The 21,482-nt window shown below is 38.5% G+C and carries 20 protein-coding genes; 3 read left to right on the forward strand and 17 right to left on the reverse strand.

Annotation, left to right across the window (positions count from 1 at the left end; translation table 11 throughout):
• Positions 1 to 115: 115 nt before the first annotated feature.
• Positions 116 to 1,027, forward strand: coding sequence for a 1-aminocyclopropane-1-carboxylate deaminase/D-cysteine desulfhydrase (locus tag BB427_RS07750; RefSeq protein WP_069020070.1), 912 nt, complete (start codon positions 116 to 118; stop codon positions 1,025 to 1,027).
• A gap of 21 nt (positions 1,028 to 1,048) precedes the next feature.
• Here BB427_RS07750 and BB427_RS07755 read toward each other — a convergent pair whose 3' ends face one another.
• The 8 genes from BB427_RS07755 to BB427_RS07785 all read right to left on the reverse strand — a co-directional run bounded on the left by BB427_RS07755 (position 1,049) and on the right by BB427_RS07785 (position 8,308).
• Positions 1,049 to 2,635 (reverse strand): EAL domain-containing protein, encoded by a 1,587-nt coding sequence (locus BB427_RS07755; protein WP_069020072.1) that lies wholly within the window; start codon positions 2,633 to 2,635, stop codon positions 1,049 to 1,051.
• 477 nt (positions 2,636 to 3,112) lie between these two features.
• Positions 3,113 to 3,697 (reverse strand): hypothetical protein, encoded by a 585-nt coding sequence (locus BB427_RS07760; protein ID WP_069020074.1) that lies wholly within the window; start codon positions 3,695 to 3,697, stop codon positions 3,113 to 3,115.
• Positions 3,698 to 3,841: 144 nt separating this feature from the next.
• On the reverse strand, positions 3,842 to 4,210 hold the full coding sequence (locus BB427_RS07765; RefSeq protein ID WP_069020078.1) for a hypothetical protein: 369 nt from the start codon (positions 4,208 to 4,210) through the stop codon (positions 3,842 to 3,844).
• 129 nt (positions 4,211 to 4,339) lie between these two features.
• The gene (locus tag BB427_RS07770) at positions 4,340 to 6,238 is read right to left on the reverse strand and encodes an AAA family ATPase (protein WP_069020082.1); all 1,899 of its coding nucleotides are present in this window, start codon (positions 6,236 to 6,238) and stop codon (positions 4,340 to 4,342) included.
• Positions 6,228 to 6,734, reverse strand: a complete 507-nt coding sequence (locus tag BB427_RS07775) for an ABC-three component system middle component 5 (protein WP_069020084.1) — start codon at positions 6,732 to 6,734, stop codon at positions 6,228 to 6,230. Before BB427_RS07775 ends, BB427_RS07770 begins: the two co-directional genes overlap by 11 nt.
• Positions 6,731 to 7,270: an ABC-three component system protein gene (locus tag BB427_RS07780; RefSeq protein ID WP_069020086.1), complete on the reverse strand. Its 540-nt coding sequence runs from the start codon at positions 7,268 to 7,270 to the stop codon at positions 6,731 to 6,733. Before BB427_RS07780 ends, BB427_RS07775 begins: the two co-directional genes overlap by 4 nt.
• Positions 7,271 to 7,429: a hypothetical protein gene (locus BB427_RS24430; protein WP_175401261.1), complete on the reverse strand. Its 159-nt coding sequence runs from the start codon at positions 7,427 to 7,429 to the stop codon at positions 7,271 to 7,273. It abuts the gene before it with no gap.
• 15 nt (positions 7,430 to 7,444) lie between these two features.
• Positions 7,445 to 8,308, reverse strand: coding sequence for a WYL domain-containing protein (locus tag BB427_RS07785; protein ID WP_069020088.1), 864 nt, complete (start codon positions 8,306 to 8,308; stop codon positions 7,445 to 7,447).
• Between the two features lie 130 nt (positions 8,309 to 8,438).
• On the opposite strand from BB427_RS07785, the gene BB427_RS07790 reads away from it, so the two are divergent.
• Both BB427_RS07790 and BB427_RS07795 read left to right on the forward strand, forming a co-directional pair.
• Positions 8,439 to 9,017 (forward strand): hypothetical protein, encoded by a 579-nt coding sequence (locus BB427_RS07790; RefSeq protein WP_069020091.1) that lies wholly within the window; start codon positions 8,439 to 8,441, stop codon positions 9,015 to 9,017.
• Between the two features lie 93 nt (positions 9,018 to 9,110).
• The gene (locus BB427_RS07795) at positions 9,111 to 10,067 is read left to right on the forward strand and encodes a bacteriophage abortive infection AbiH family protein (RefSeq protein ID WP_069020095.1); all 957 of its coding nucleotides are present in this window, start codon (positions 9,111 to 9,113) and stop codon (positions 10,065 to 10,067) included.
• A 71-nt stretch (positions 10,068 to 10,138) separates the two neighbouring features.
• On the opposite strand, the gene BB427_RS07800 is transcribed toward BB427_RS07795, so the two are convergent.
• The 9 genes from BB427_RS07800 to ssb form a co-directional block, all read right to left on the reverse strand.
• On the reverse strand, positions 10,139 to 10,750 hold the full coding sequence (locus BB427_RS07800; RefSeq protein WP_069020096.1) for a DUF6037 family protein: 612 nt from the start codon (positions 10,748 to 10,750) through the stop codon (positions 10,139 to 10,141).
• A gap of 42 nt (positions 10,751 to 10,792) precedes the next feature.
• Positions 10,793 to 12,160, reverse strand: a complete 1,368-nt coding sequence (locus tag BB427_RS07805) for a glycosaminoglycan attachment protein (protein ID WP_069020138.1) — start codon at positions 12,158 to 12,160, stop codon at positions 10,793 to 10,795.
• Positions 12,161 to 12,450: 290 nt separating this feature from the next.
• Positions 12,451 to 14,631 carry an ATP-dependent DNA helicase gene (locus tag BB427_RS07810; protein ID WP_069020101.1) on the reverse strand — a complete coding sequence of 727 codons (2,181 nt, stop codon included), beginning with the start codon at positions 14,629 to 14,631 and terminating at the stop codon, positions 12,451 to 12,453.
• Positions 14,628 to 15,065, reverse strand: a complete 438-nt coding sequence (locus BB427_RS07815; RefSeq protein WP_069020103.1) for a VPA1267 family protein — start codon at positions 15,063 to 15,065, stop codon at positions 14,628 to 14,630. The genes BB427_RS07810 and BB427_RS07815 overlap by 4 nt, the downstream gene beginning before the upstream one ends.
• A 2-nt stretch (positions 15,066 to 15,067) precedes the next feature.
• Entirely contained in the window at positions 15,068 to 15,553 is a 486-nt protein-coding gene (locus BB427_RS07820) for a hypothetical protein (RefSeq protein WP_069020106.1), read from the reverse strand.
• Positions 15,546 to 17,612, reverse strand: a complete 2,067-nt coding sequence (locus tag BB427_RS07825) for an integrase (protein WP_069020107.1) — start codon at positions 17,610 to 17,612, stop codon at positions 15,546 to 15,548. Before BB427_RS07825 ends, BB427_RS07820 begins: the two co-directional genes overlap by 8 nt.
• Entirely contained in the window at positions 17,602 to 19,194 is a 1,593-nt protein-coding gene (locus BB427_RS07830; RefSeq protein ID WP_217492900.1) for a site-specific integrase, read from the reverse strand. Before BB427_RS07830 ends, BB427_RS07825 begins: the two co-directional genes overlap by 11 nt.
• Positions 19,191 to 20,489 carry a site-specific integrase gene (locus tag BB427_RS07835; protein ID WP_069020111.1) on the reverse strand — a complete coding sequence of 433 codons (1,299 nt, stop codon included), beginning with the start codon at positions 20,487 to 20,489 and terminating at the stop codon, positions 19,191 to 19,193. The genes BB427_RS07830 and BB427_RS07835 overlap by 4 nt, the downstream gene beginning before the upstream one ends.
• Before the next feature lie 338 nt (positions 20,490 to 20,827).
• Complete coding sequence (gene ssb / locus BB427_RS07840; protein ID WP_010376633.1) at positions 20,828 to 21,481, reverse strand: single-stranded DNA-binding protein; 654 nt, start codon at positions 21,479 to 21,481, stop codon at positions 20,828 to 20,830.
• Position 21,482 lies beyond the last annotated feature (1 nt).

Consider the following 21,482-nt stretch of genomic DNA (forward strand, 5'->3'; position numbering starts at 1 on the left):
TGTTACTAATTCGAGTCCAAAATAGCAGATAGGTAATCAAGGATGTATGATAACCTCTGGAGTGAAACGCTCGGGTTATTTATTATAGTGTGCAAAATATCAGACTGATTTCATCATGCAAACCATCACCAATATCACCGAGTCACCAATCCAAACTATTCACCACCCGACATTGGATAAATACGGTTTAACGTTGCAGGTTAAGCGTGATGATTTGCTCCATCCTGTGATCCAAGGAAACAAATGGCGTAAGCTAAAATACAACATACTCCACATAAAGCAAGCTGGCCTTGAAGAGTTAGTCACTTTTGGCGGGGCGTTTTCCAATCACTTATATGCTACTAGCATGGCGTGCAAACTTTTCGCAATCAAAGGTCACTTAATTGTTAGAGGCCCAGAGATTGACCAGCACAACCCAACGCTAAAAATGGCAAGCGCTTGCGGGCTAACACTTCATCCCGTGAGTCGAGTCGAATACCAGCAAAGAAATCAACCCGAATACATTCAAACTCTGCAAGCCAAGTTTAATAATGCTTATCTCATACCAGAAGGCGGCACTAACGCACTTGCACTGCAAGGCGTTGAAGAGTTAGCGCATTCCTTACCTCAAAGTGATTATGTCATGACGGCTGTGGGTAGTGGCGGCACAGTGGCGGGACTACTCTCGGGATTACCTAACCACACGCAGGTTTTAGGTGTTACGGTACTAAAAGGTGCTGAATACCTAGCACAGGAAATACATGAATTAATCACAGCTCAGCGCTGCGCGCCATGGCAGCTACTCCATGATTTTCACCACGGAGGTTACGCCAAGACTACACCTGAATTGCTGAGGTTTTGTCATGAAATGAAGGTAAAATATCGTTTGCCTCTTGAGCCTATTTACACTGGTAAACTGTTTTACGCCATTTTCACTTTGGCTCAACAAGGATACTTCAAAAGAGGCAGTGTGATCACCGCAATCCATACCGGCGGCTTACAAGGATTAGATGGTTTGAGATATCTGGAAAATAAAAAGCAGACCTAATCAGCTCATGCGGTTAGCGTTTTAGTGAATATCAGCGAGCTGTTGTAACGGTGCGGAGAAATAATGACCTTGGGCCCCTTTCACTCCAAGCCCCTTGATGCAACTCAGTTCAGCAATGGTTTCAATCCCCACTGCATATACTGGAATACCCAAGCTTCTTGCTTGAGCGACTATTTGCTTTACTGTGCGTTTACGATACGCAGACTTTTCAATGCCGTGTACCAGCTCATAGCTAAGCTTAACAGCTTTTACCAACTCGGCAAGCGGTGAGCGCCCTAGCGTCAGAGCCTGCGTAACATTATCCAAATAAATATCGCATCCAAGTCGGTTCAACCTATCAAAAGCTGCTAGCAAACGCTCTCCATGTTGATAGACCTCTTCTATGCTAAGTTCAAAGCCTATTGCCGCACCACTATGAGACGCAATGAGCTGCCCCTCTAGCCAATCAATAAACTGACTATCCACCCAGCTCGAGATATGTAAGTTAATACTTACCTTACCAAAACTCCTTTCCTGCTCATACACAGACAACACCTGCTTCACTATCGCTCTATCCAGAAACTGAAATTGCTCTGGCGTGTAAAGGTGTTGCATCACCTGCTTGGCCGAAATTCGACCCATTTCTTTGTGAGTCACTCTTAGTAGCGCTTCGCTTACAATTACGTCTTCGGCTAAAAAGTCGAACAACGGCTGGAAGAATAAGGAAAACTGTCCGGCTTTCAGATAACTCAGCAAAGCCTCACCATCTTCGTTAAGGCGTTTTGCCAATAACTCTGTGAGATGAACTAGATGAGTATGTTGCCACACTTGATTTTGCGCGATCGAAAGCGCTGATTTTGCGCTCTGATAAACCTGAGTCTGTTGTTTATTTTCCTGATAAAAACAAGCGCCAAGTTTCACTTTGCTGCGAGATAAATCCCCCCGAAACTCTAACAGCACTCGATAAACGATTTCGTGCATTTGCTTTACCAAATCCATACCTTTAGTCGCCCCTATCTGCTTTACTGTCACGGCTAATGCCCCAGAAGCTAGATATTTAACTGCCACCGTCCCAAACTCTCCAACGCCTTTAACCAGCGCAAGCTGAAAATGTAACTGCAGATCAACTTCTTTAGGCGTACTGCACTGCCAATGGATTAACGCAAATAATGCGTACTGCCCTTCAGGAGCGGGAGCTGGTAAAGCCACAGGCTTTTGCGCATGTGAGGTAGACTCAGCCTTACCGTATAAAAACCACCACCGGTGTACGAATAACACCAGCCCAATTGACAATAAATTGAAAAATATCAATATATATCCATGACTTATCCATATAGATTCATGGTACAAGGTAACCGTTTGGTCATTGGCAACAAATTGGTGCTCTTCTGCATTCGCAACAGGTAACAATGAAAAACCATACTTCGTAGCTATTTCACTTACTCCCGCAGCAAAAGCTTCAGCTGATAGCTGCGAAATTTCAGCCGCGGCTTCTTCGCCTTGCGTGTGAACCTGAAGGTGCAGTAAATGATTAAGAAGGAAATTTAGACACAACAACACCGCCAAACTTACCGCGACTAGCTTTTTTTGATACTGACGACTAAATCCATCTAACAGCTGAATTGGCATAATGTTTTTATTGGGTGGAAAGATAACTGAAGTGTTGTTCAAAATAGTGCAAAACTCAAGCGAGATGTGGCTTTTAATTGTACAGAAAGGATAAGCAACTGAGCCAAAACTAGAAATGCGTTAAGTTTATTAATCGTACAAGATGGTAAGCTCTATCTAAGCTTACTTGTCACCATTTTCTTAGAGATATTTATACCAGTAAAAAACAAAAACCCCAGCATGATGCTAGGGTTTTCGTAGATGCTATACCACCACTTAGAAGGGAAGTAACTGCCAAAAATCCACAGATGACTGAGTGAGTGAGCAAACCAAGCTATGCCATTGTTTTATAAACACAAACAGATTTTTACCATCGTTCTTTTATAATTTTATTCTTACAAAACAAGTCATTCCGTAAAATTAAAGCTTAAAGTTGGCTTCAATTAGCTCATTCTTTACATTTTTTAAATTTAACAATCACCCAAGCTGCCCTGTAACTCAACTATAATATTTCAATAATTCTTCATACTGAAGCCACTCAGGACTATTTCTTAGCTTTTCAATAAATGAAAATGGCAAAGAACTATTCATGTCAAAATCTTCATACAATCCTGGAACGACCCTTTGAATAAGAGTACGAAATTCTTGCTTATCGATACTACAATCATCCAAAATTTCGTTGAGGGTTGAATAATCACCATCTGCATCTAATGATGCAAAAAGAGCATTTAACCGGCACAAATATAAATGCTCTTTATCTTGGAAGAAGTAAGGCAGCTCGTGTATTGGAACTCTGAACTCCCCTTTGTATGAAATCCAATATTTTAAAAAAGAATACTCGCCTGCCATGTCATTGATAGTTTCTAAATGAAATAGAACATAGCTAATACATTTACCAAGCTGCTCAGTAAAATCAAATATTGATTCATTTCGATATGCAAAAGCTAAAACCTTTGCGAAATAGTCATGTGTATCTTCAACATCATAAGCTGCGCAAGGCATACGTTTAATTGCGGATTTCTGAAGTGGAGTGAGGCTTAAATTCTCTGAATATTCGCGCTTTAGGCAATTACATTTCGTCATAATGATCTCCAGTAAGCAGCAGTCCACCCAACCACGGCTTACGTTGAATCATTAGATAAAATATTGCGGATGCTCGGCTTCGTCATTTTGGTGGCACAGGCTGTCCGCACAGCCCAGCCATAAGCAAATTGCTTACGATTGAAATTAGTCTATATCAATTATCTTCTCTAAATCAACCTGATCAATTTTCAATATAGAAGCTATTAAGGTCAAAGAGCTAACATTTTTCAAATAGCTTACTTTGGCAAATCCGCTTTGCCAGCTTGGCCATAAAGATTTAATAGTATCAATCAGCAAAGCGGGATTCGCGTGTTCATGTGAAAGAAGGCAAACTTTTTCTTCCGTTAATTGACCACTATCAATACTATGTTTTAACTTAGCCCAAGATTTATACCCATATACATCTATCGCTAATGTCATTTGCGCTTGATTTAATTTACAGCCTGACAGTTCAACAATCGTCCTGGCCTGTCGCTGAGCTGTACGTAGTAATTGTGACTTTTGTTCAGGCACTACTAGTCCTCGAAGTATCAGGCAATCCACAGCATTTCTGATACTTTGAAAGTAAGTAGTTCAAATTAAAAAATGGGCTTTCGCTTCGTTGTTGTGGTCACAGGCCGCCATCATGGCCACATAGCAAAATCAGTCGAATGATTTCAGGCTTTTATTTGTTTCACTATATTCTTCACCAACCATGTAAGTATTTGACTTCAGGCTGCCATCTATATTTTTTGTAGCAAAGATTAACTGATGCTCTACTTGGTATTCAGATAAAGCTTCAGCTACGATTTTTTGGAAATTTTGAGAACGCTCATCTTCCATCCCACCATTTTCAATACCATCTAAAACTAATATTCTTGGTAACCGAACGTAATTCTTTTCTAAAGAAGCCATTAGCAAGGCTACATGGAATGCATTATTTAGCAGAACCGTTCCACTCTCTGAAAAGGCTGTTTTTCCGTTAACTGATACACTATTCGCAGCGAAGTCAAACTCAACATATTTTGCATCCTTAAATTCCTTTTCAGCTCCATTATCTTTACGCAGCAAACTACAGAGCTTCTCAGAGATTAGCTCTTTAATTTCGGGCTCTCGCTTTAGTTTTTGCTTTTCAATTAGTTCGATTTTATCTTTTAAGTGATTAAACTCAGATTGAACAGTATCTCTCTCAGAGCGCAACTCAAGTAATGACTGATGCAACTCTGCAATTTTATCTAAAGTTTGCAGCTTTTCTTCAAGCTCACCAGTTTGCCTGTAAAATTCAAAAATTTGCTTTTCTCGATTCGAATCAACAGAACTCATAGTTGCAGTTACTTTAGTAACTTGCTTTCTAAAAGCAGTCCTTAGTTCGTTTCGCTTTTTTGTAAGATCAACTAATTTATCTTTCTTTTTAACCAGTAGCTTTTCTGACTCTCGAAGTTGAATTTCGATTTCATTTTTCATTCTTAATAAACTATTGGAGCTATCGGTTGAATCACTTGGCTCGCCGCATAAAGAGCAACATTCTTTAGCCTTTTCTTTCAGGGGTTTATGGCAACCTGGGCAGGATGAAAATTTGAATCCATCTATTAATTTCCCAACTTTAATTGAATCAGCTATTGCACATTTTTTATCTAGTAGTTCTGACACGAATTCTTCTGAATCAAGTATATTGTAATTCAACTGTTGTATTTCAGTTTCAACTTCCAATAACTTATTTTTAATCACAACGCTATTTTTAGCTGTTGATTCGGTTTCTTTCTTTTCTGCACCGTATGAAATGAGTGACTCATCTTTGACCTTCAATATCTCAACATTTATTGAAGCTATTTCAGCTAAGATAGATTTTTTCTGTTCTTCTAATGTACCAACTCCTTCCCCAAAAGAGGTTTTACCTATTACCGATTGAATAGCCTGAAGCTTCGCTACTACTTTTTGCAGCTTTTTATCAGCTTCGACAAACTTGATTTTGGCCTCATATAATTCATTGTCGTATAGGCCTAGCAAGTACCTTCCAACAGACTCTCTTTTGAAAGCGGAATCAAATGGTTCACTATTAAAAATTGCACTCGAATTGTTGGATTGATCTGCATATATAAGGCGAAATATCTGGTGTAATGTTACGTTATTATTATTTGCATCAGCTTTAGCCTCAGGTATCCCCATCACATCAAACATTTGCTGTGAAAAGCTAGGCTTTGTTCCGATTGAATACGGATAATTAAGCCAATTCGTAATAGGAGATTGCAAAGCTGTTTCCATATCCGCAAAGCAAAAATCCATTGACTGCTTATCAGAACCGTTATTTTTACGTCTTACGGTTAAAGGGCTACCATTAATTGAAAGCCCAACGTAAATATTGTCACATTGACCGGCTTCATCTTTCCAATTAGGGACTTCATAACCTAACCCATACATTAACAACTGAATAACTGAAGTCTTCCCCGAGCCATTATGCCCGAACAATACATTTACACCTGAATGAAAAGTTTCATCAAAGGCAATTTGTGAGCCTCGCTTTACATGAAGCCTGTCTACCTTCAACGTGGGTTTAATTAACATCGTATTTGTAATCCATTAGATTTGTTATTTTTTTTAATCCTTCAGACCCAGTTACAGAGATCTTTGTCAAATTAGCTACAATAAAATCGATAGCTTGCACAGAAATGCTGTTCTCATTTGATTCTGCTAATGTTTTCAATCCATCAGGTATATTTTCGAGTAATACGTGATAATAGGACGTCTTCGATTCGAGCTTTAAGATACCTATCTCAACCAGACGCTCAATAACTAAAAGGTGGATTTCCTTCATTGCATTGAATAGACTTTTTGGATCAAAGTTTTGATATCGATTGCTATAGCTTTTAAACTCTTTCTTCTCTACAAATTTCCCTTTGGGTACAGAGAGCTTTTGGATATGACCTGGATTTGCAATCAAAAAATCAAATAACCGAAGAGCTTCAACTTCAACCGTTTCGGCCTTCCATGAAACAAGCAGCGCAATCATGCGTAATAAAGTGTGATTTGCATCTAGTGCTTTGTTATAAAGAAGCATCATTTCCACTCCAAGTGGCAGTTTCCGGTAAGGAAATAAACCATTCCATTGATCTGGCGGTTATATATTTCTAAAACATTTTCTCCAAGATGAGTTTGGATCTCACGCTCTAAATGAGTTCGAAATAATAGTTTGAGAGCAGATTCCTCGTTAACTGTAAGTAGCTCAGCTTTGATTTTTGCATTAAATATCGATTCAACTTCAGCCAACAAATACGTAATTATTTTCTGTGCGGACTTGTAGTGTTGATTCCGAATAATTAACTTGCTGACCTCTTCTTTTAAAAGCTCACCGGTTTCAATCACATAGTCAAAACCAGCGTCCTGAAGCTTTTCTTTCAAATCTCTAATGTCATGCTTTTCATTACTATAGTGAGTAAGTTCATCAATAATCACATGAGTCATTTCCTGATTAGACTTTTCTTCAACATATTTCTGAGAAAGCAAATCCATCTGTGTCGGTGTAGGAAGGATATTTGTAATCTTATCCCTACCTACAACATCACCTCCTGCGAGGATATTTCTGAACCTACTAAACATCTACTTTTGGACCTTATCTCTACCCACGACATCACCGCCTGCTTTCACATTTTTTATCGTGCTTTTGCTGCCACCCTTATAGCTAATAGCAATCTTTATTCCAAGCCCTAATACAGCAAGAACTGCTACCGTTATTAAACCTATTGTCATTAAATCCATACCATTCCTTTTACGTCAGTTTGTTGGAGCAATTACAAGTTCTACTCGCTTTTTGACTTGCTCTAAGTTATTCAATCTTAATTGATATCCAGAATTAGAAACGTTAAGACTATCGCCACAATCAATATTCCATTGCCCAAGTAAATATCTTACTAATGCAATACGAACTTTGAGATTTAACATCCCGTTCGTCATTCCGTAATCCATTTCAATCGCTTTGCGATGCTGTAATTCTGGATGTGGCACAAGATTTAAATCACAAAACTCATTCCAATCAATATCTTTCTCTGCTAACTCATTTGTCTGAGCATCAGAATCTAAAATTCCTATTCGGCTAAAACGAGTACAAACAAAATCCCTAAATTCATTTGTTTTCCTGTCATAGGCTCGCACATACCATTGCTGTCCACTATAGAAAACAGCATGAGGTACGATCTGCCGTTTAACTGTTCCATTACTAAGCGACTCGTAGTGACAAGCTACTACTGATTTTGAAAAAATAGCTCTCGTCATCGCCGATATGACTTCTGTGGTTGGTTGACATAACTGCACAGTATCAAAACAAAATTGAGAAGCATCTCGTACCCGCGATATTTCGCCACTAGAGCTTTTTGCAAGCGCTTTAAGGGCATCCGCTGGGTCATGCTCAAAAACAGCTCTGAAAGCTTCTGAGCGAACATAACGCTTATTCTCGTGCATTAGCACAGCGTTACCAGGAGCCAGTTCTTTATACAAAGCAAAATCACGAGTACAGGATGCAGGACCTATCCCAAACTTTTGGATAAGTTCTGCCCTTGCTATTTGACCTAAAAACTCAAGATTAAAGTCAATAAAAGCAAGGCGTTCACGCTGTGAATGGCTCATACTATCTAACAGCATTCGGACATATTATATCAATATTTATTAATCTTAGATTAGATGAAAGTCGAAGATGCAGCAATCAAAATGATGAAATCATTTTGATTTTATGTGCTATCTTTTAAGTTCGATAATCAACCTATTAGATACTATGAATGTTAAACCTGAAGGCTGGTACATATTGAAGTTTTACCGTGAAGATGGAACCGAATCCTTCAAGATTTTTTCAACTTGGCAGCAAGACGATACTTGGAGACTATCTTCTGGTTCAGATACGCTATCGAACCTTACTGTCCAAGGAAAATGCCTCATATGGCCACAGATGTCCGGGTCCATTTATGAGCTACCATTCGAAGGGCAAAATCAAACTACGTCATACACACTCAGCATATTGGAACAAAAGATAATTCCTACTTTAACTGAAGGTAGAATAAAACTGACCAGATTGGACTTAATTAACAATGACTCATTTGATATCAACACAGTCACAGAAACTAAGCTTAATAATGTGAAAGACTTTAACCCTCAAAAATGTGTTAATAATACACAGCGACAACAAAACGATGTACATACTAAAGTCTCAAGAGAGGATTCATATACTGAGTTAAGCAATGAATTTGATGAGTTGTTTAAAAGGATTGAATCACCCAAAGATCCTTTAGCTATTTTTGAAGCTACTGAAGAGGAACTTCGGGCGACTTATAGGGCTGGAAAAACTGAACGTGACTAATAAACAAAGCTTCAAACAGCTTTATTTTCCATCAATCTTAAGCCTATTACATTGCCCACTCAGAAGGTACACGTAAGGTAAAGAGGGATTTGCTTGGATAAACTTTATATTATTGGTAATGGATTTGATCTTCATCATGGGTTACCTACAAGCTACAGAGGGTTTTGCGACTATTTAAAACAGCACAACCCTACAGTATTAGACAATTTAAACAAATCATTCTCTTACCCAAGCTCAGATGATGACATATGGTGTCGATTCGAAGAAAACTTATCGTTTATAGATTTGGAGTTTCTCGATGATATTATCTGTGAATATGTCCCAGACTTATCCAGCGATGATTACTTCCGTGATATGGCCGCTTGCCATCGAGAGTCTCAAACTATAATTTTTAGCCTTACTGAAGGTCTTAGAAATGAGTTTTCTAATTATATTCAGCTCGCTTCAAAACACAAAGTTGACTCAAGTCGATTTCTAGATATTGACCCTGATGCTTTTTATATAAGCTTCAATTACACCAAGACACTTGAGTATTACTATGACATCAACAGCGATAAAATTTTATATATACATGGCACATTTGATGATAGAGAAGACATTGTATTAGGGCATGCTGTAGACCCAGATAATTTCCTTCAAGAACATGAAAATGGAAGCCCTCCTGCCGGTCTTACTCCTGAAGAGAGTGAACAGTGGAATGATTATATGTCTGATCAGCACATTCCATTTCTTGACGAAGCCCGAGAAGAATTAGCTTCATACTATTGCAGGTCTTATAAAAACTCTGAGAAAATCATCGAATACAACTCAGAGTTCTTTGCTGGTTTAAAGGTTATTAACTCAGTCTTTATCCTCGGGCATTCTATGTCGGATGTCGATATCAGATACTTTGAAGCCATCAAAGAACATTTGCAAATAGACTGCCATTGGACAGTTTCGTTCTACAGTGAAGCAGAAAAAAAACATCTAGAGGGTGTATTGTTAGGTCTTGGAATTCCAACTACAAATTTCTATTTGATAAAGCTCCGTAATATCGAGATAAAAAGATGAATTTTCATCGAGATTCAACCTGTTCTAATCTAATAGAAACCAATACATTTCTTACATTCCAAACCTCGAAATCATCTGTTCGAAAAATTTTGAACTATTACTGCATCTGATTCGTGATCATTAATATCAGTTGAATAGCAGAAGCTTATCGATTGGTCTCTACTAAACTCTGGATACAAAGTAGGTCTTAACAGCCTAGTTTTATTGTCATTGAAAGGTGTTCTTTTTTGCCCATCTGGATTTCTCCTAACACCATAACAGTAGCGCTTACTAGGATCTTGGCTATCACTCTTTGATAGAGATGCAACCATTGCTCTCTCAATCAGTGGTGATTTGCCTAAAGTTACTTGAGTTGGAATAAATTGGGCAAAATATTCATTAAACTGACTCAATATATCTCCAATATTTTTACCATACTCTATATTGAAAAACTCTCTTAATAGTTTCGCCTCGATGAGGAACCCATTTGCATTAACTGCTGAAACCAGGCGTTCATCAATGCTTTCACTTTTCAATATCTCTACTTTCATCAGAGCATATTTGGGCTTTTTTTCGTCAACCTCGTACAGTTTTGCTAACACTATGTAATCAAGATTTTTGTAATTGAAAGGAAATGCTTCTATAACCCAGCCCTTTGCAACCATATCTGCTTTTAATAACTTGAAATTCTCAAATACACTCATCGTTTTTCCTTTAGCGTTTAGCTAGACAACCTTATTAGGCTTTTATTTCGTCAATTTCATATTCATTGTTGTAGACGAATAGGGGTGAAACTCAGGTAATGAGCTTACTATTTGCCCATCTTCAAAATGATGGTGAGCAATTGAGGGGAAAAGCTCTTCTGGCACTGGAAAATTAGCATTTGGATTGTGAAACATTGATAAGCCTTCAGCCCATGTTTCATTTGACTCAGTAGTTACCTGATACATAAACATTTTTGGCAATGAAGCATTTGGGTTATGATCATGGTACGTGCCAAAACGATGCATGATTATGTTATCGCTACCAAAACCAGCCTGTTTACCGATACGGTTAAATTTCGAGATTGTTCCACTTGCAGAAAATAAAATTGCACTAACATTTTCGGAATCTGGTTGAAAGAAATAGCCAGAAGGTATCTCTTTACCATTAAGTTCATGTTTATCAATTTTTAAAGCTGAAATTACTAGCTTCCCATCTTTATCATAATCAAATTCATGCTTCACGCCATAAAGGTAGTTAATCAAGGCACTTGAACTCCACTGCATTGATTGATCATCATGAAAATCAGCTATAGCGAAAACTAGAGGATTTCCTTTCACCTGTTCAAGGTTCCAGTATTCTTTTTTTAATTTTGAATATAAAGGGCTACCAAATTTTATTGGCATTTCATTTTCGTGCTTTTCTTTAATCTCAGATGGGTCTATGTATTTAGGCTCGACTTTAAAAGCTGAAACAGGATTATCTCGCTTTCTACCTACTATCACTGCTTCAATTGCTACCTTTTTTCCATATTTCTCAACAATAAAATCTGGCGCATTATGTTCTCTATCAAAGAACAATTGCTCTTCATTTAGGTAAGTATTTAGGTAAAGTTCCCATAATCTCGCATCAAAGCCTGTACTTTGAAATTGTTCGACAAAGTTACCATCAATATCAACAAAATGTGACATTAACTCATTAATAACAGTTTTAGCAGGTACAAATGCTTCTTCTTGTGATAATTTTGAGAAATATAAATGCTGTTTATGCACTGGAACAATAGGAGTGAATAGATCTACATTTTTCTGGTTATCTCCTTGGGGAAACTCTTTTTTACCTTTACCTACGTGCCATTTTATTCCGCCTTTAACCCAACTGGTGGCTTCCTCTTGTGTTTCAAGCGACGCTTCAACATCAAACGCCCTAAATCTATTTCCTTCATCTCTTCCGAATAAAACGCCGACAAAATCGTTATCTATTGTATCTCTTAGAACAAGTCCTAAAACAATTTCGTTATCATCAGTATAGTATGCTAGCTCTTCACTCATATATGCAGCTGCTGGACTTCTTGATTGAGCAGCGAGCGCATTAAAGCGTTTAGCGTCTAAATCTAATACCTTTATTTCATCCATAAATACACCGAAGCTATAGTAAAGCATAAAAATTTAATAGGAAACGGTAGGGAGGTTACTCCACAACATTAATGCTCTCTTTCTGAATATTAACTTTTTAACAAACTAAATAACCTTTTTCTACTTATAAAATAAATTCGCTCCTAAGATCAACGATCTAAGGACAAAACGAATCAATAGCCCGTTTTCCTAAATATGAACTACTTCATTGTGGGCCCAGGGAACATTTAAAAAATGACACTAAAAATCTGAATTGTAGCCTAAATTGAATTAGTGTAATTAATTCAAGGTCACTTAGTAATTATTCCTGTACAAGTAAGTAGCTTATTTAAATAACTATTCCTTCTCCTAGAATTGCTTATCGTTTTAACAACTTCAGCAAAGTCAGACTCATCACCAACTATATGGACCTCATGCTCAGCTCTTGTAATAGCTGTGTATAGCCAGGCTCGGTCAGTAATTCGGCCTTTCTGTAGTGCAACAATCACCCTTGGAAACTGAGACCCCTGTGCTTTGTGGAGCGTAATGCAATAACCCAACATCATACTATCCAACAAGTCCTGGGTAATGCTAACAAACTCACCCGTATCAAGTTGCACCTCCCCGTATTCGTTTCCAGTAGAGTCAACACTGGTCAAAGTCGCCAACGTGCCATTTTGAATTCCTCTCTCATAGTTATTCTGTGTAAATAAGACTTCATCTCCCTCACGTAAATCACCTCGAAAGTACACTTCACCGTGCATGAAAAACTGCATGGCTTGCCCATTTGGGTTTAATGAGTTCTGAATCCACTTATTGATATCATCGACCAAAGCAGTGGTTGGCGCGATCACACGGCTATTTCCAGGCGACTGTTGATAAAGCTCAGCACAAACATTCTTAAGTTGCTTATCTGGAGTATTGTGAAAGTAGATCTTGCCCGAACTCAATTTTTTCGGAACAACGCCTTGATTGATAAGGCTAGAATACTCCGGAATTCCACTTGAACACTCCTGCCTTTTAACAATATCCAACCTGGTATTTGCGATACACTTTGAATCAACCAAATCAGCTAAAACCTTACCACACCCGATTGGTGGTAACTGATCTGGGTCGCCAGTAAATATCAAACGAACAGATGGGTGAACATGTGTCACTAAACGATACATCGTTGGTAAATCAATCATTGATGCTTCATCAATAACCAATACATGATTAGGTTTATTAAACGATGGTGTAACAGGATCTTTTCTCAAAAACGCGGCTATTGTTAATGTTTTAAAACCAATTGATTCATAAAGACGCATTGCGGCTCTACCTGATAGCGCTACAGCATGTAACTCAAAATCCATTTCTCGGTAGGACTTCAACACAGTTCGTAATACGGTTGTTTTACCAGTGCCAGCACCACCCGTAATACAGCTAATAGCATTACTTAACGAAGTTGTAATAGCTTCATTCTGTTTATGTGTTAACTCGTAACTTAGTTCTCTAAGAGCGAGTTGATTGGCTTGTCTAGCCGTATCGCTATACAAGTTATTATTGGTGGCGAGTAATAAAAAGCGCTTTGCCACTACAGATTCCATTAATAATTGAGCTGTTGGATGATATGTCCCCGAATCACTATTTAATAGATACTGAACAGAGCTGTAGCCAACTTGAAAAGCTAAACTGACTAGCTCACCGCTTTTAAGGCACTTCATCAGTAAGGGCTTTAACCGTTGAAGAGTAGTAAACGTATGTCCACGGCTTACTTCCACACTGATTGAAAATTCAAGTGCGGCACTCAATCTGAGAGGACTTTTTAAATCGACCTCAAACTTTGTTTGAGCAAGCTCGTCCACCTCGTTAAAGCTCATACCAAATCCAATTAAAAGGTATGGATTTTTTCTAATCGAGATAACAGTATCTTCATCATGGAACTTCAGCAATCGCTGCTGAATTGAAGATGGTATTTTACATTCTGACATCCAATTACAATGAGCTAAGTTTTTATATTTTGAATACCCCAAATACAGCGAGTTAATGGACTCCACAGATAATACTTGCCGCAGCTCAGCCCTGTTTTTAGTGTTGTCTTTTTGCAATCTTTCATGAAGTTTATTACCAAATAACTGCCACAGAGCTCGGGCTTTGCTTTCCCCGATCCCTTTAAAGTCTTTTTCTTTCGCAATGAAGCGAATTAGTTGCTCACCGGTCTCAGGTAAAGTACAGATAGTGTTACTAGGTGAAGTGTAAGTATGCTGTTGCATCACATAGTTATCGAGCTCTATCTCTTCAATAGCTCTAGTACCTTCAACCCTCCAATATTGCCCGATTGAGGGTTCGACTGGCAGCAACTCCAGTTTTGACTTGATGGTTATATAGTACTTACCATCATTAATTTTGTATGAATCACGTTCTATTGGCACCCCGGAAAAAATGATAAATCCAAGAGCTTTATATGGAATACTAGTAACACGTAATTGATCTGAATGAATAGTAGAGTTCATCGTGGCATGAACCCCATTTCAGATAGCGTTTCAGATAGTTCTTTATAACGGCTAAGTTGGTTTTTTAGCTCTTTAACTAAACTTCGTAACTCAACATTCTCTCTTTCTAAAGCAGATAACCTGCCTGATTCTCGCTGTCGCTTGCTAGCTTTGGGATCGTATACCTTACCATTGCTTGTAACTTCTTTTGCCTCATCAGTCAGCGGTGGAAGAATCCCCTCCTTCCTTAATTGATCTTCCAACTGATTGATACCTGCACGCAACGTTGGGTTCTGAGTTAATGCAGAACGCCCACAATCAATGGCCTTTGCAATCTCCCCCCGATTTAACTTTCCTCGATAAATAATTTGGCGATAAGTATCATCTGTCTGAGTTGCTTTCCAAGCTTCAAATGCCTGAACATTTGCAAGGGCCAGCTCAATTCCATTTGCCATACCTAGCCCTCCCTACGATTTACTTCTGAAAGTGGCTTTTCAAGCATTTGCACAACACTGCTTACATCAGTATTTTCATCAACAACTACAGCATGGTCTAAAGTGCAGATACGAACTCCATGTAAATAAGCATTATATTGCCACTTAATAAATCGTTGCTTATAAGCCTTATTCTTATCTAACAACACCTCAACTTGTGCTTCTAAGGCTAACGCTTTATTCTTCCAATATTCAAGGTTATAGTCTTCTGACCCTGATGGTTTATCTTGCTCACAAACAGCACTCCTCAACTCTTTTTTCCGTTTAGTAAATGCCTCTTGGATTTCAAGATAACTTGATAAAGTTTGTCGAGTTACACCAACCTTCTCAATGGAGAGATGGCACGCCACCTCTTCACATAATAACCCCCAAGTTAACTTTCCTTGCCAGTTGCGAATAATAGATAGAACATCGATAAGTGACTCTTCAGTAACTACTACTTTAGGCATCGTCACCTCTAAGTAGCCCAAAGATTTCGTTTTGCATTTCGAGTTCGTCGGGCGAAGGTATTCCAGCTGTTAAACCTTTTCCTCGCAAAACCTCTTTTGAGGGTGATGGATCATATTGTTCAGGAATAAACAAAGCAGTGCCATCCGGAATGCTTTCATCTTCAAGAAGACGAATTTTTGTTCGGATGTGCGCCAAGCGCCACATATGATTATCAACCCAACGATCAGCACCAAAAGCACCTAATTCATGTTCTTTCATGGCCTTTTCAAGCTGGCTCACTACTGCTTTTTCTCGTTGTTTTAGCAACTCTAAAGACTTGCTAAAACCTTTAATGCAAACTAATTCTTTGCAGGTTTCACAGTCACCATGGCGCTGACAAGGAAGCATTGCATAATCATGAACACATAGCCCAAGCTCAGTCGTAATAGTACACCCCGGTAAGTCACTACCTATATCTTCATATGAAACAGGAATATTTAAGTTAATCTTATCTAACGAAGAGGCATCTTCAGGAATCATTAAAGCGCCAATTTCATCTGCTTTTTCTTGTTCAGTACGATGATCATAACTAGCATTATCTCTTATTAGAGCGCGTCCAGCCCAGTTTGCTAGGGTAATCGCATCCATGCCACCACGTTCCGCCATAGTACTCAGCCAGTGTCTGGCTCCATGAGTATCGACCCGTAAATAAGTTCCATCTGCTTTTTTAAACCCATGCTTAACCCACAAACTAGCCGCAGAGCGGCTATCTTTTTGTATAAACCGATCATTAACTTGGTTGCATGTTGGAAACAAAAAAGAAAATGGTTTTGCAGCTCTTGCCCTTGGGTTAAATTCATTTTCCCGATATAGCATTAGAGCTTCTGATACCTTTACTTTCCTCTCGTTATCAATAAAAGGCCAGTTCGGGAATTTTGATGTGTAAAAAGCCCACTGATGTTGACCTAATGCTCGATAGGAAATTTTACCGTTGTTTTTTTCGTAAAGATCTTTCAACCATTTAGTTCCATGTTGAAGTGATGACTCATTTTTAATTACCAACCCAAGAGCTGCACCAAGCTGTTGTGGAGTTAGTATCTTATCTTCAGGGTAATCAGGAGGCGTTAGGCAATCACTATGCCGATAAAATATTCCTGGATTATTCTCAGCAAATTTTGCTGCTAATCTTGCTGACTCACCAACTCTGATTAAGCGTCTATGAGCTTCAATAACAACCTCTTTCATCTCTGTTGGAACCCACTTGATTCCCTTCTTTCCTTTCTTTGAGGGATTCCATCTAATACCAAGCCTTTCTATGCCAGCTCTATCTTCTTCTTTGACAAAACAATCGATTGGTAGCGTTAACTCCGAAAAGCGAGATGGTGCGGTCATTAAAATCGCCATTGCTGACGTATAATATTCAGCTTCTACTCCATAAGTAGGGGCTTGACTAAACATATTAGCAACCAGCATCATTTCTTCATTGCTTGGAAGTTGCTCATTCCTATGCTCAATACCTTTTTCATCTAGTGAAATGGTCAGATCTTTCTCTCTGGTATAATTATTCTTCCATTGTGGAAGGCTAGGTGTAATCTGGTTATCACGACAAAAATCAAGTAACAACTCCATTTGATACCCAGCTTTATTCCTACCTTGTTTGTTAGATATCCGCTTAGGAAATAAAATATTTACTTGCTCTAAAACCAACCCATCTAGAAGTAAAACATCAGCACCTCCCTTAGCAAGAATAAGTGCCTCTTCCAATATTCTTAACGCTTCAAATTGGCGCTGAAGATTAGATACGGGGTTATATGAAAAAATATAGCGAATATATGCCTTCGCAAAATCGATAAATGGCGTAGCCATTGGGTAATAGTTATATGAATCAAATGGCTTTGTGTTTGTAGCAAAGCGAGCGATCACCTTCTTTGTACCTTTGTGGGTAGCCCATTTATTCTCCTCCCAACAGTTTTTACCAAAAGCACTTAACTTGGTTTTACTGACCTCAATAAATCTCGTTAGGTTTTCTTTAGCTGTTAACTCAGCTTTCGCCACAAAGTGGTAAATGTTATTTTCCATTGTTCATGCCCTTCTCACGTTGCAGCTTAATTTCTTTGCACTTATCCACAACCATCTCAACAGCTAAAATAAGACGATCTTTTGTTGCAGCATATGTCTCACTTTTCGTTTCTTTTAAACGCGCTTCTTTTTCTGCATAAAGGCTTTCAAGAAACTTCTCATGAGGCGCATCGAGTAAGGGCCGAAATTTTTCACATAAATAACAAGCCTCATATCCTTTGATACAAAAATCATTTGTACCACAGGCTCCGACTTCTGAATTATCCTTGTTGGGAATACGAGCAGCGGGGTCATCACCACGCTCGCCTTCTTCAGGTTTCTCAATAACTTTACCCAGAAATGCATGTGCAAATGGCGCGAGTTGCTTTCCAACAGCTTTATCTATGTAAGTCACTGTGTCTGCGTTATTCTCGGTATATACCTTTACATTTTGGGTGTCCGAATGGCCGAGTGCTTTAGCAATAACCTGTGCTCCAAAACCTCTACGAGCAATGTTGGTCGCTCTGGTATATCGAAAGCGACGAGCGGAAATATGAATAACATCTCCAGTCCGCTCTGAGTAGGCTTGCTGCTTATTGCGAAATGACAACATGTATTCACGTTGAAGGTCATTAGTCCCCATATGAAATAGGTCTAGACTTAGAAGTTCTCGTGATAAGGAAATGCCTTCATTTGCAAAATCAGTTGCAACCTTCCAATCAATAAATAAAGGCACTAACCCTTTCAGCTCTTCAGGCAATTTTGTTTCATAAAGGCTCTCAAGCCTATTAGTTTGCACCTGAATAAGGTTCAATAAAATCAAGTGCAGCTCTTCGATAATCACAATTGAATCGAACTGAATTCTAAAGTGCCCCCCTCTAACTTTTGCTTTAGGAAGATTTAGAGTGTAGCTCTCTACACCTTTACCTGAAGGTTTTTTAATAATTAAATCAACAGCTTTTAGTTGCCTAATATTTTCAGGTCGATAGGCGGTCGCTTGTACCGTGTTTACATAAGCATATGTAGGCAAGCAAATACTACCTTCCTTGAATAAACGGATAAGCTCTAAATTGATAGCTGTATATTCATTGTCCGTAAAAGCACCCGAATACGAGCAACGATTAGCAACAGCAACACCTTTAGGTCCTCCTGGGATGGTCAACTTTTCAAGGACATTGACCATTTCATTTGTTACCCCGAAGAAACCATATTCATGCCAACTAAAGAAAAATGCTCGCAGTGAACCTAAATAATATTTATGCTCGTCATCTAATATTGCATTCCAATTTAAGAGCGTATATTCATCAATTGATGTTGATTGGGTATCTCTAATCATGCGCTGAAATCGCGAATAAATATTCAGGGTGTATAGTGCTGATAATTCCTGTGCATATATGGAAAGCGAATTACGAAATCCTTCAAGTAGCTTCGGCTCAATAGCTAGGAGATCTGGCATAAAAGATATAGTTACATCCTTATTTAGCCTCCATTTATTACTCTCAACATCAAAGCTATACCCATCCTTTGATACTTTTAAGCTGCTATCAAAAGCAGTATTTGATTTCATATCTTGCTTAATTTGCATATGCATTTTTTCTATCATTTAGCATCCTTTTTTTGTTGCGCTTTTTTAATATCTTCTTGTAACTTTTCTTGCTCTAATAATTGAACTTCATTGGCTTTTTGGCGTATGTGTCTTTGGTTATAAACATCTCCAGATGCCTCATTTGAATGCCCCATCAAGTGCATACGCAACTTAGCTTCTTTGCCAGAATCAATCGTTTGATAACCAGACACACCCTGTTCAGCCAACTCATTGTTCAAATCAATTTTTTTAGAAAACTCTTCGTTACCGTTATGTCTAAAAAAGTGCGGATGTAAAATGGAGAAACGACCATCCATCGATTTCAATTCACTAAATATGTCGTCAAATGCTTTAATAGAAATGGGGTTCCCCAGCGTTTTTCCATTTTGATGCACCACAAACAAATACGGATGTAGCCTAGCCCCAGAAATCTTCGCCCGAATAGTAGTGATATATTCATCAAGCAAGCTTGCAGTATTTGCAGAAATAGGAAGCATTCGCTCTTTTGTTTTAGCAACTGGCTGCTGGGGCCTCTTATCGTGTTTATCATCTTGAGTACGCTCTACCCAGACATACTTTTTAGCCCCCACTAGGTTCATCCTTGTAATCTTCATCGAAAGTAGCTCCCCTTTTCTAATGAATAACTCCCTAAGTAATAGAATCATCAAGTAATTTCGCTTTTTGTTTTCTATATTTTTAAATGGGTTATCAGGATGACTAAAATGGGCTAAATCTAAAAAATCCTGGACTAAACCTTCTGGAACATCGTCATAAGATTTATTTAAATTAGATTTTCCTTTAGGCCGCATTAATGTAATTCTCGCGTTCATATTGGCAATTTTCTTAGTAAGCTCTGTATTATTTCGATGCTGAACAGCAAGCTCAGCAATAAAATTCAAAAAGTCTCTAACTGCCGTCATACGTGCATAAAGATGACATTTGCTTACAGAACGCGAATGAGTAATTGAGCTTGGAGAGTCATGCAGGTTAATTACTTTTCTTCGTTTGCTGCTCCCTTTATTATTTTTATAGAGGCCAACGTCCAAAGAAAGATGGGTTTTAATACTGACGATATCCTTCAAAGTTAAAAATTTTGCTTCTTTAAATTCTAAAAATAAATTCCTCTGGTTTATTTGTTCCCAGTGGAATAACCAATCTATCGCTCTAAGCTTATTCGTTATAGTCCTAGCTTTTTTGTTGCGCTGAGTCGCAGTAACCCACAAGGTAGAATAAAAATGGGGCATACCATCCTCACCTAATAAAACAGGGTAGCGCTCACCATTCTCAAAAATTAGGGTTTCTAATTTGTACATCTAAAATTCACCATATTTCTCTATTGCTAAGAAACATAGTTCGCAAACTTCAAATCGCCAAGAAAAAATTTGACTTTTTAGAAAAAATATGATTTTTGACTTAATATACTGATAATTAAAGGGTTGGACAAAATTGTGTAGATTAAGAAGAAATTTATTAATGAGATTAAAAAGAATAGAAGTGCTAAATTTACACTTTTAAAATACAGCAAAACTTCTTTCACAAATTTTTAAGAAGCTAAAGTGTAAAAATAAAAAAAACCCAGTTTTTACACTGGGTTTGGTTTAGAATTTTAATAAAAAGCAGCTTATATTTACACTTTTAAAAAAAGCAGGACCTAGAACGGAATATCATCATCAAAGTCAATTGGTGGCTCCATAGGATTTGAGCTACCACCTGATTGACCGTTGTTTTGATTCTGTTGTGGTGCAAAGCCACCTTGAGACTGACCACCAAATCCAGAAGACTGCTGAGAATTCTGTTGCGATTGCTGTGGTGCGAATCCACCTTGCTGTTGGTTTGACTGGCTTTGCTGTGGCTGCGAATATTGCTGCTGAGGCGCTTGATTATAGCTTTGCTGACCATAATTATTTTGCTGCTGTTGACCGCCTTGGTATTGGCCGCCACCTTGACCCTGCTGCTCGCCACGGCCACCTAGCATTTGCATTTGGCCACCCATGTCCACCACGATTTCCGTTGTGTACTTTTCTTGGCCGCTTTGATCTGTCCACTTACGAGTCTGTAGACGACCTTCAATGTAAACCTGCGAGCCTTTTCTTAAATACTCACCCGCAACTTCCGCAAGTTTGCCAAACAACACCACACGGTGCCATTCTGTACGCTCTTGCAATTGACCGGTGTTTTTATCTTTCCAGCTATCCGTAGTTGCAATGCTGATGTTAGCCACGCCGTTACCGTTTGGCATATAGCGAACTTCAGGATCTTGGCCCAGATTACCTACCAAAATTACTTTATTAACACCACGTGCCATG

The sequence above is a fragment of the Pseudoalteromonas sp. BMB genome (assembly GCF_001709235.1).
GTDB lineage: Bacteria > Pseudomonadota > Gammaproteobacteria > Enterobacterales > Alteromonadaceae > Pseudoalteromonas > Pseudoalteromonas maricaloris.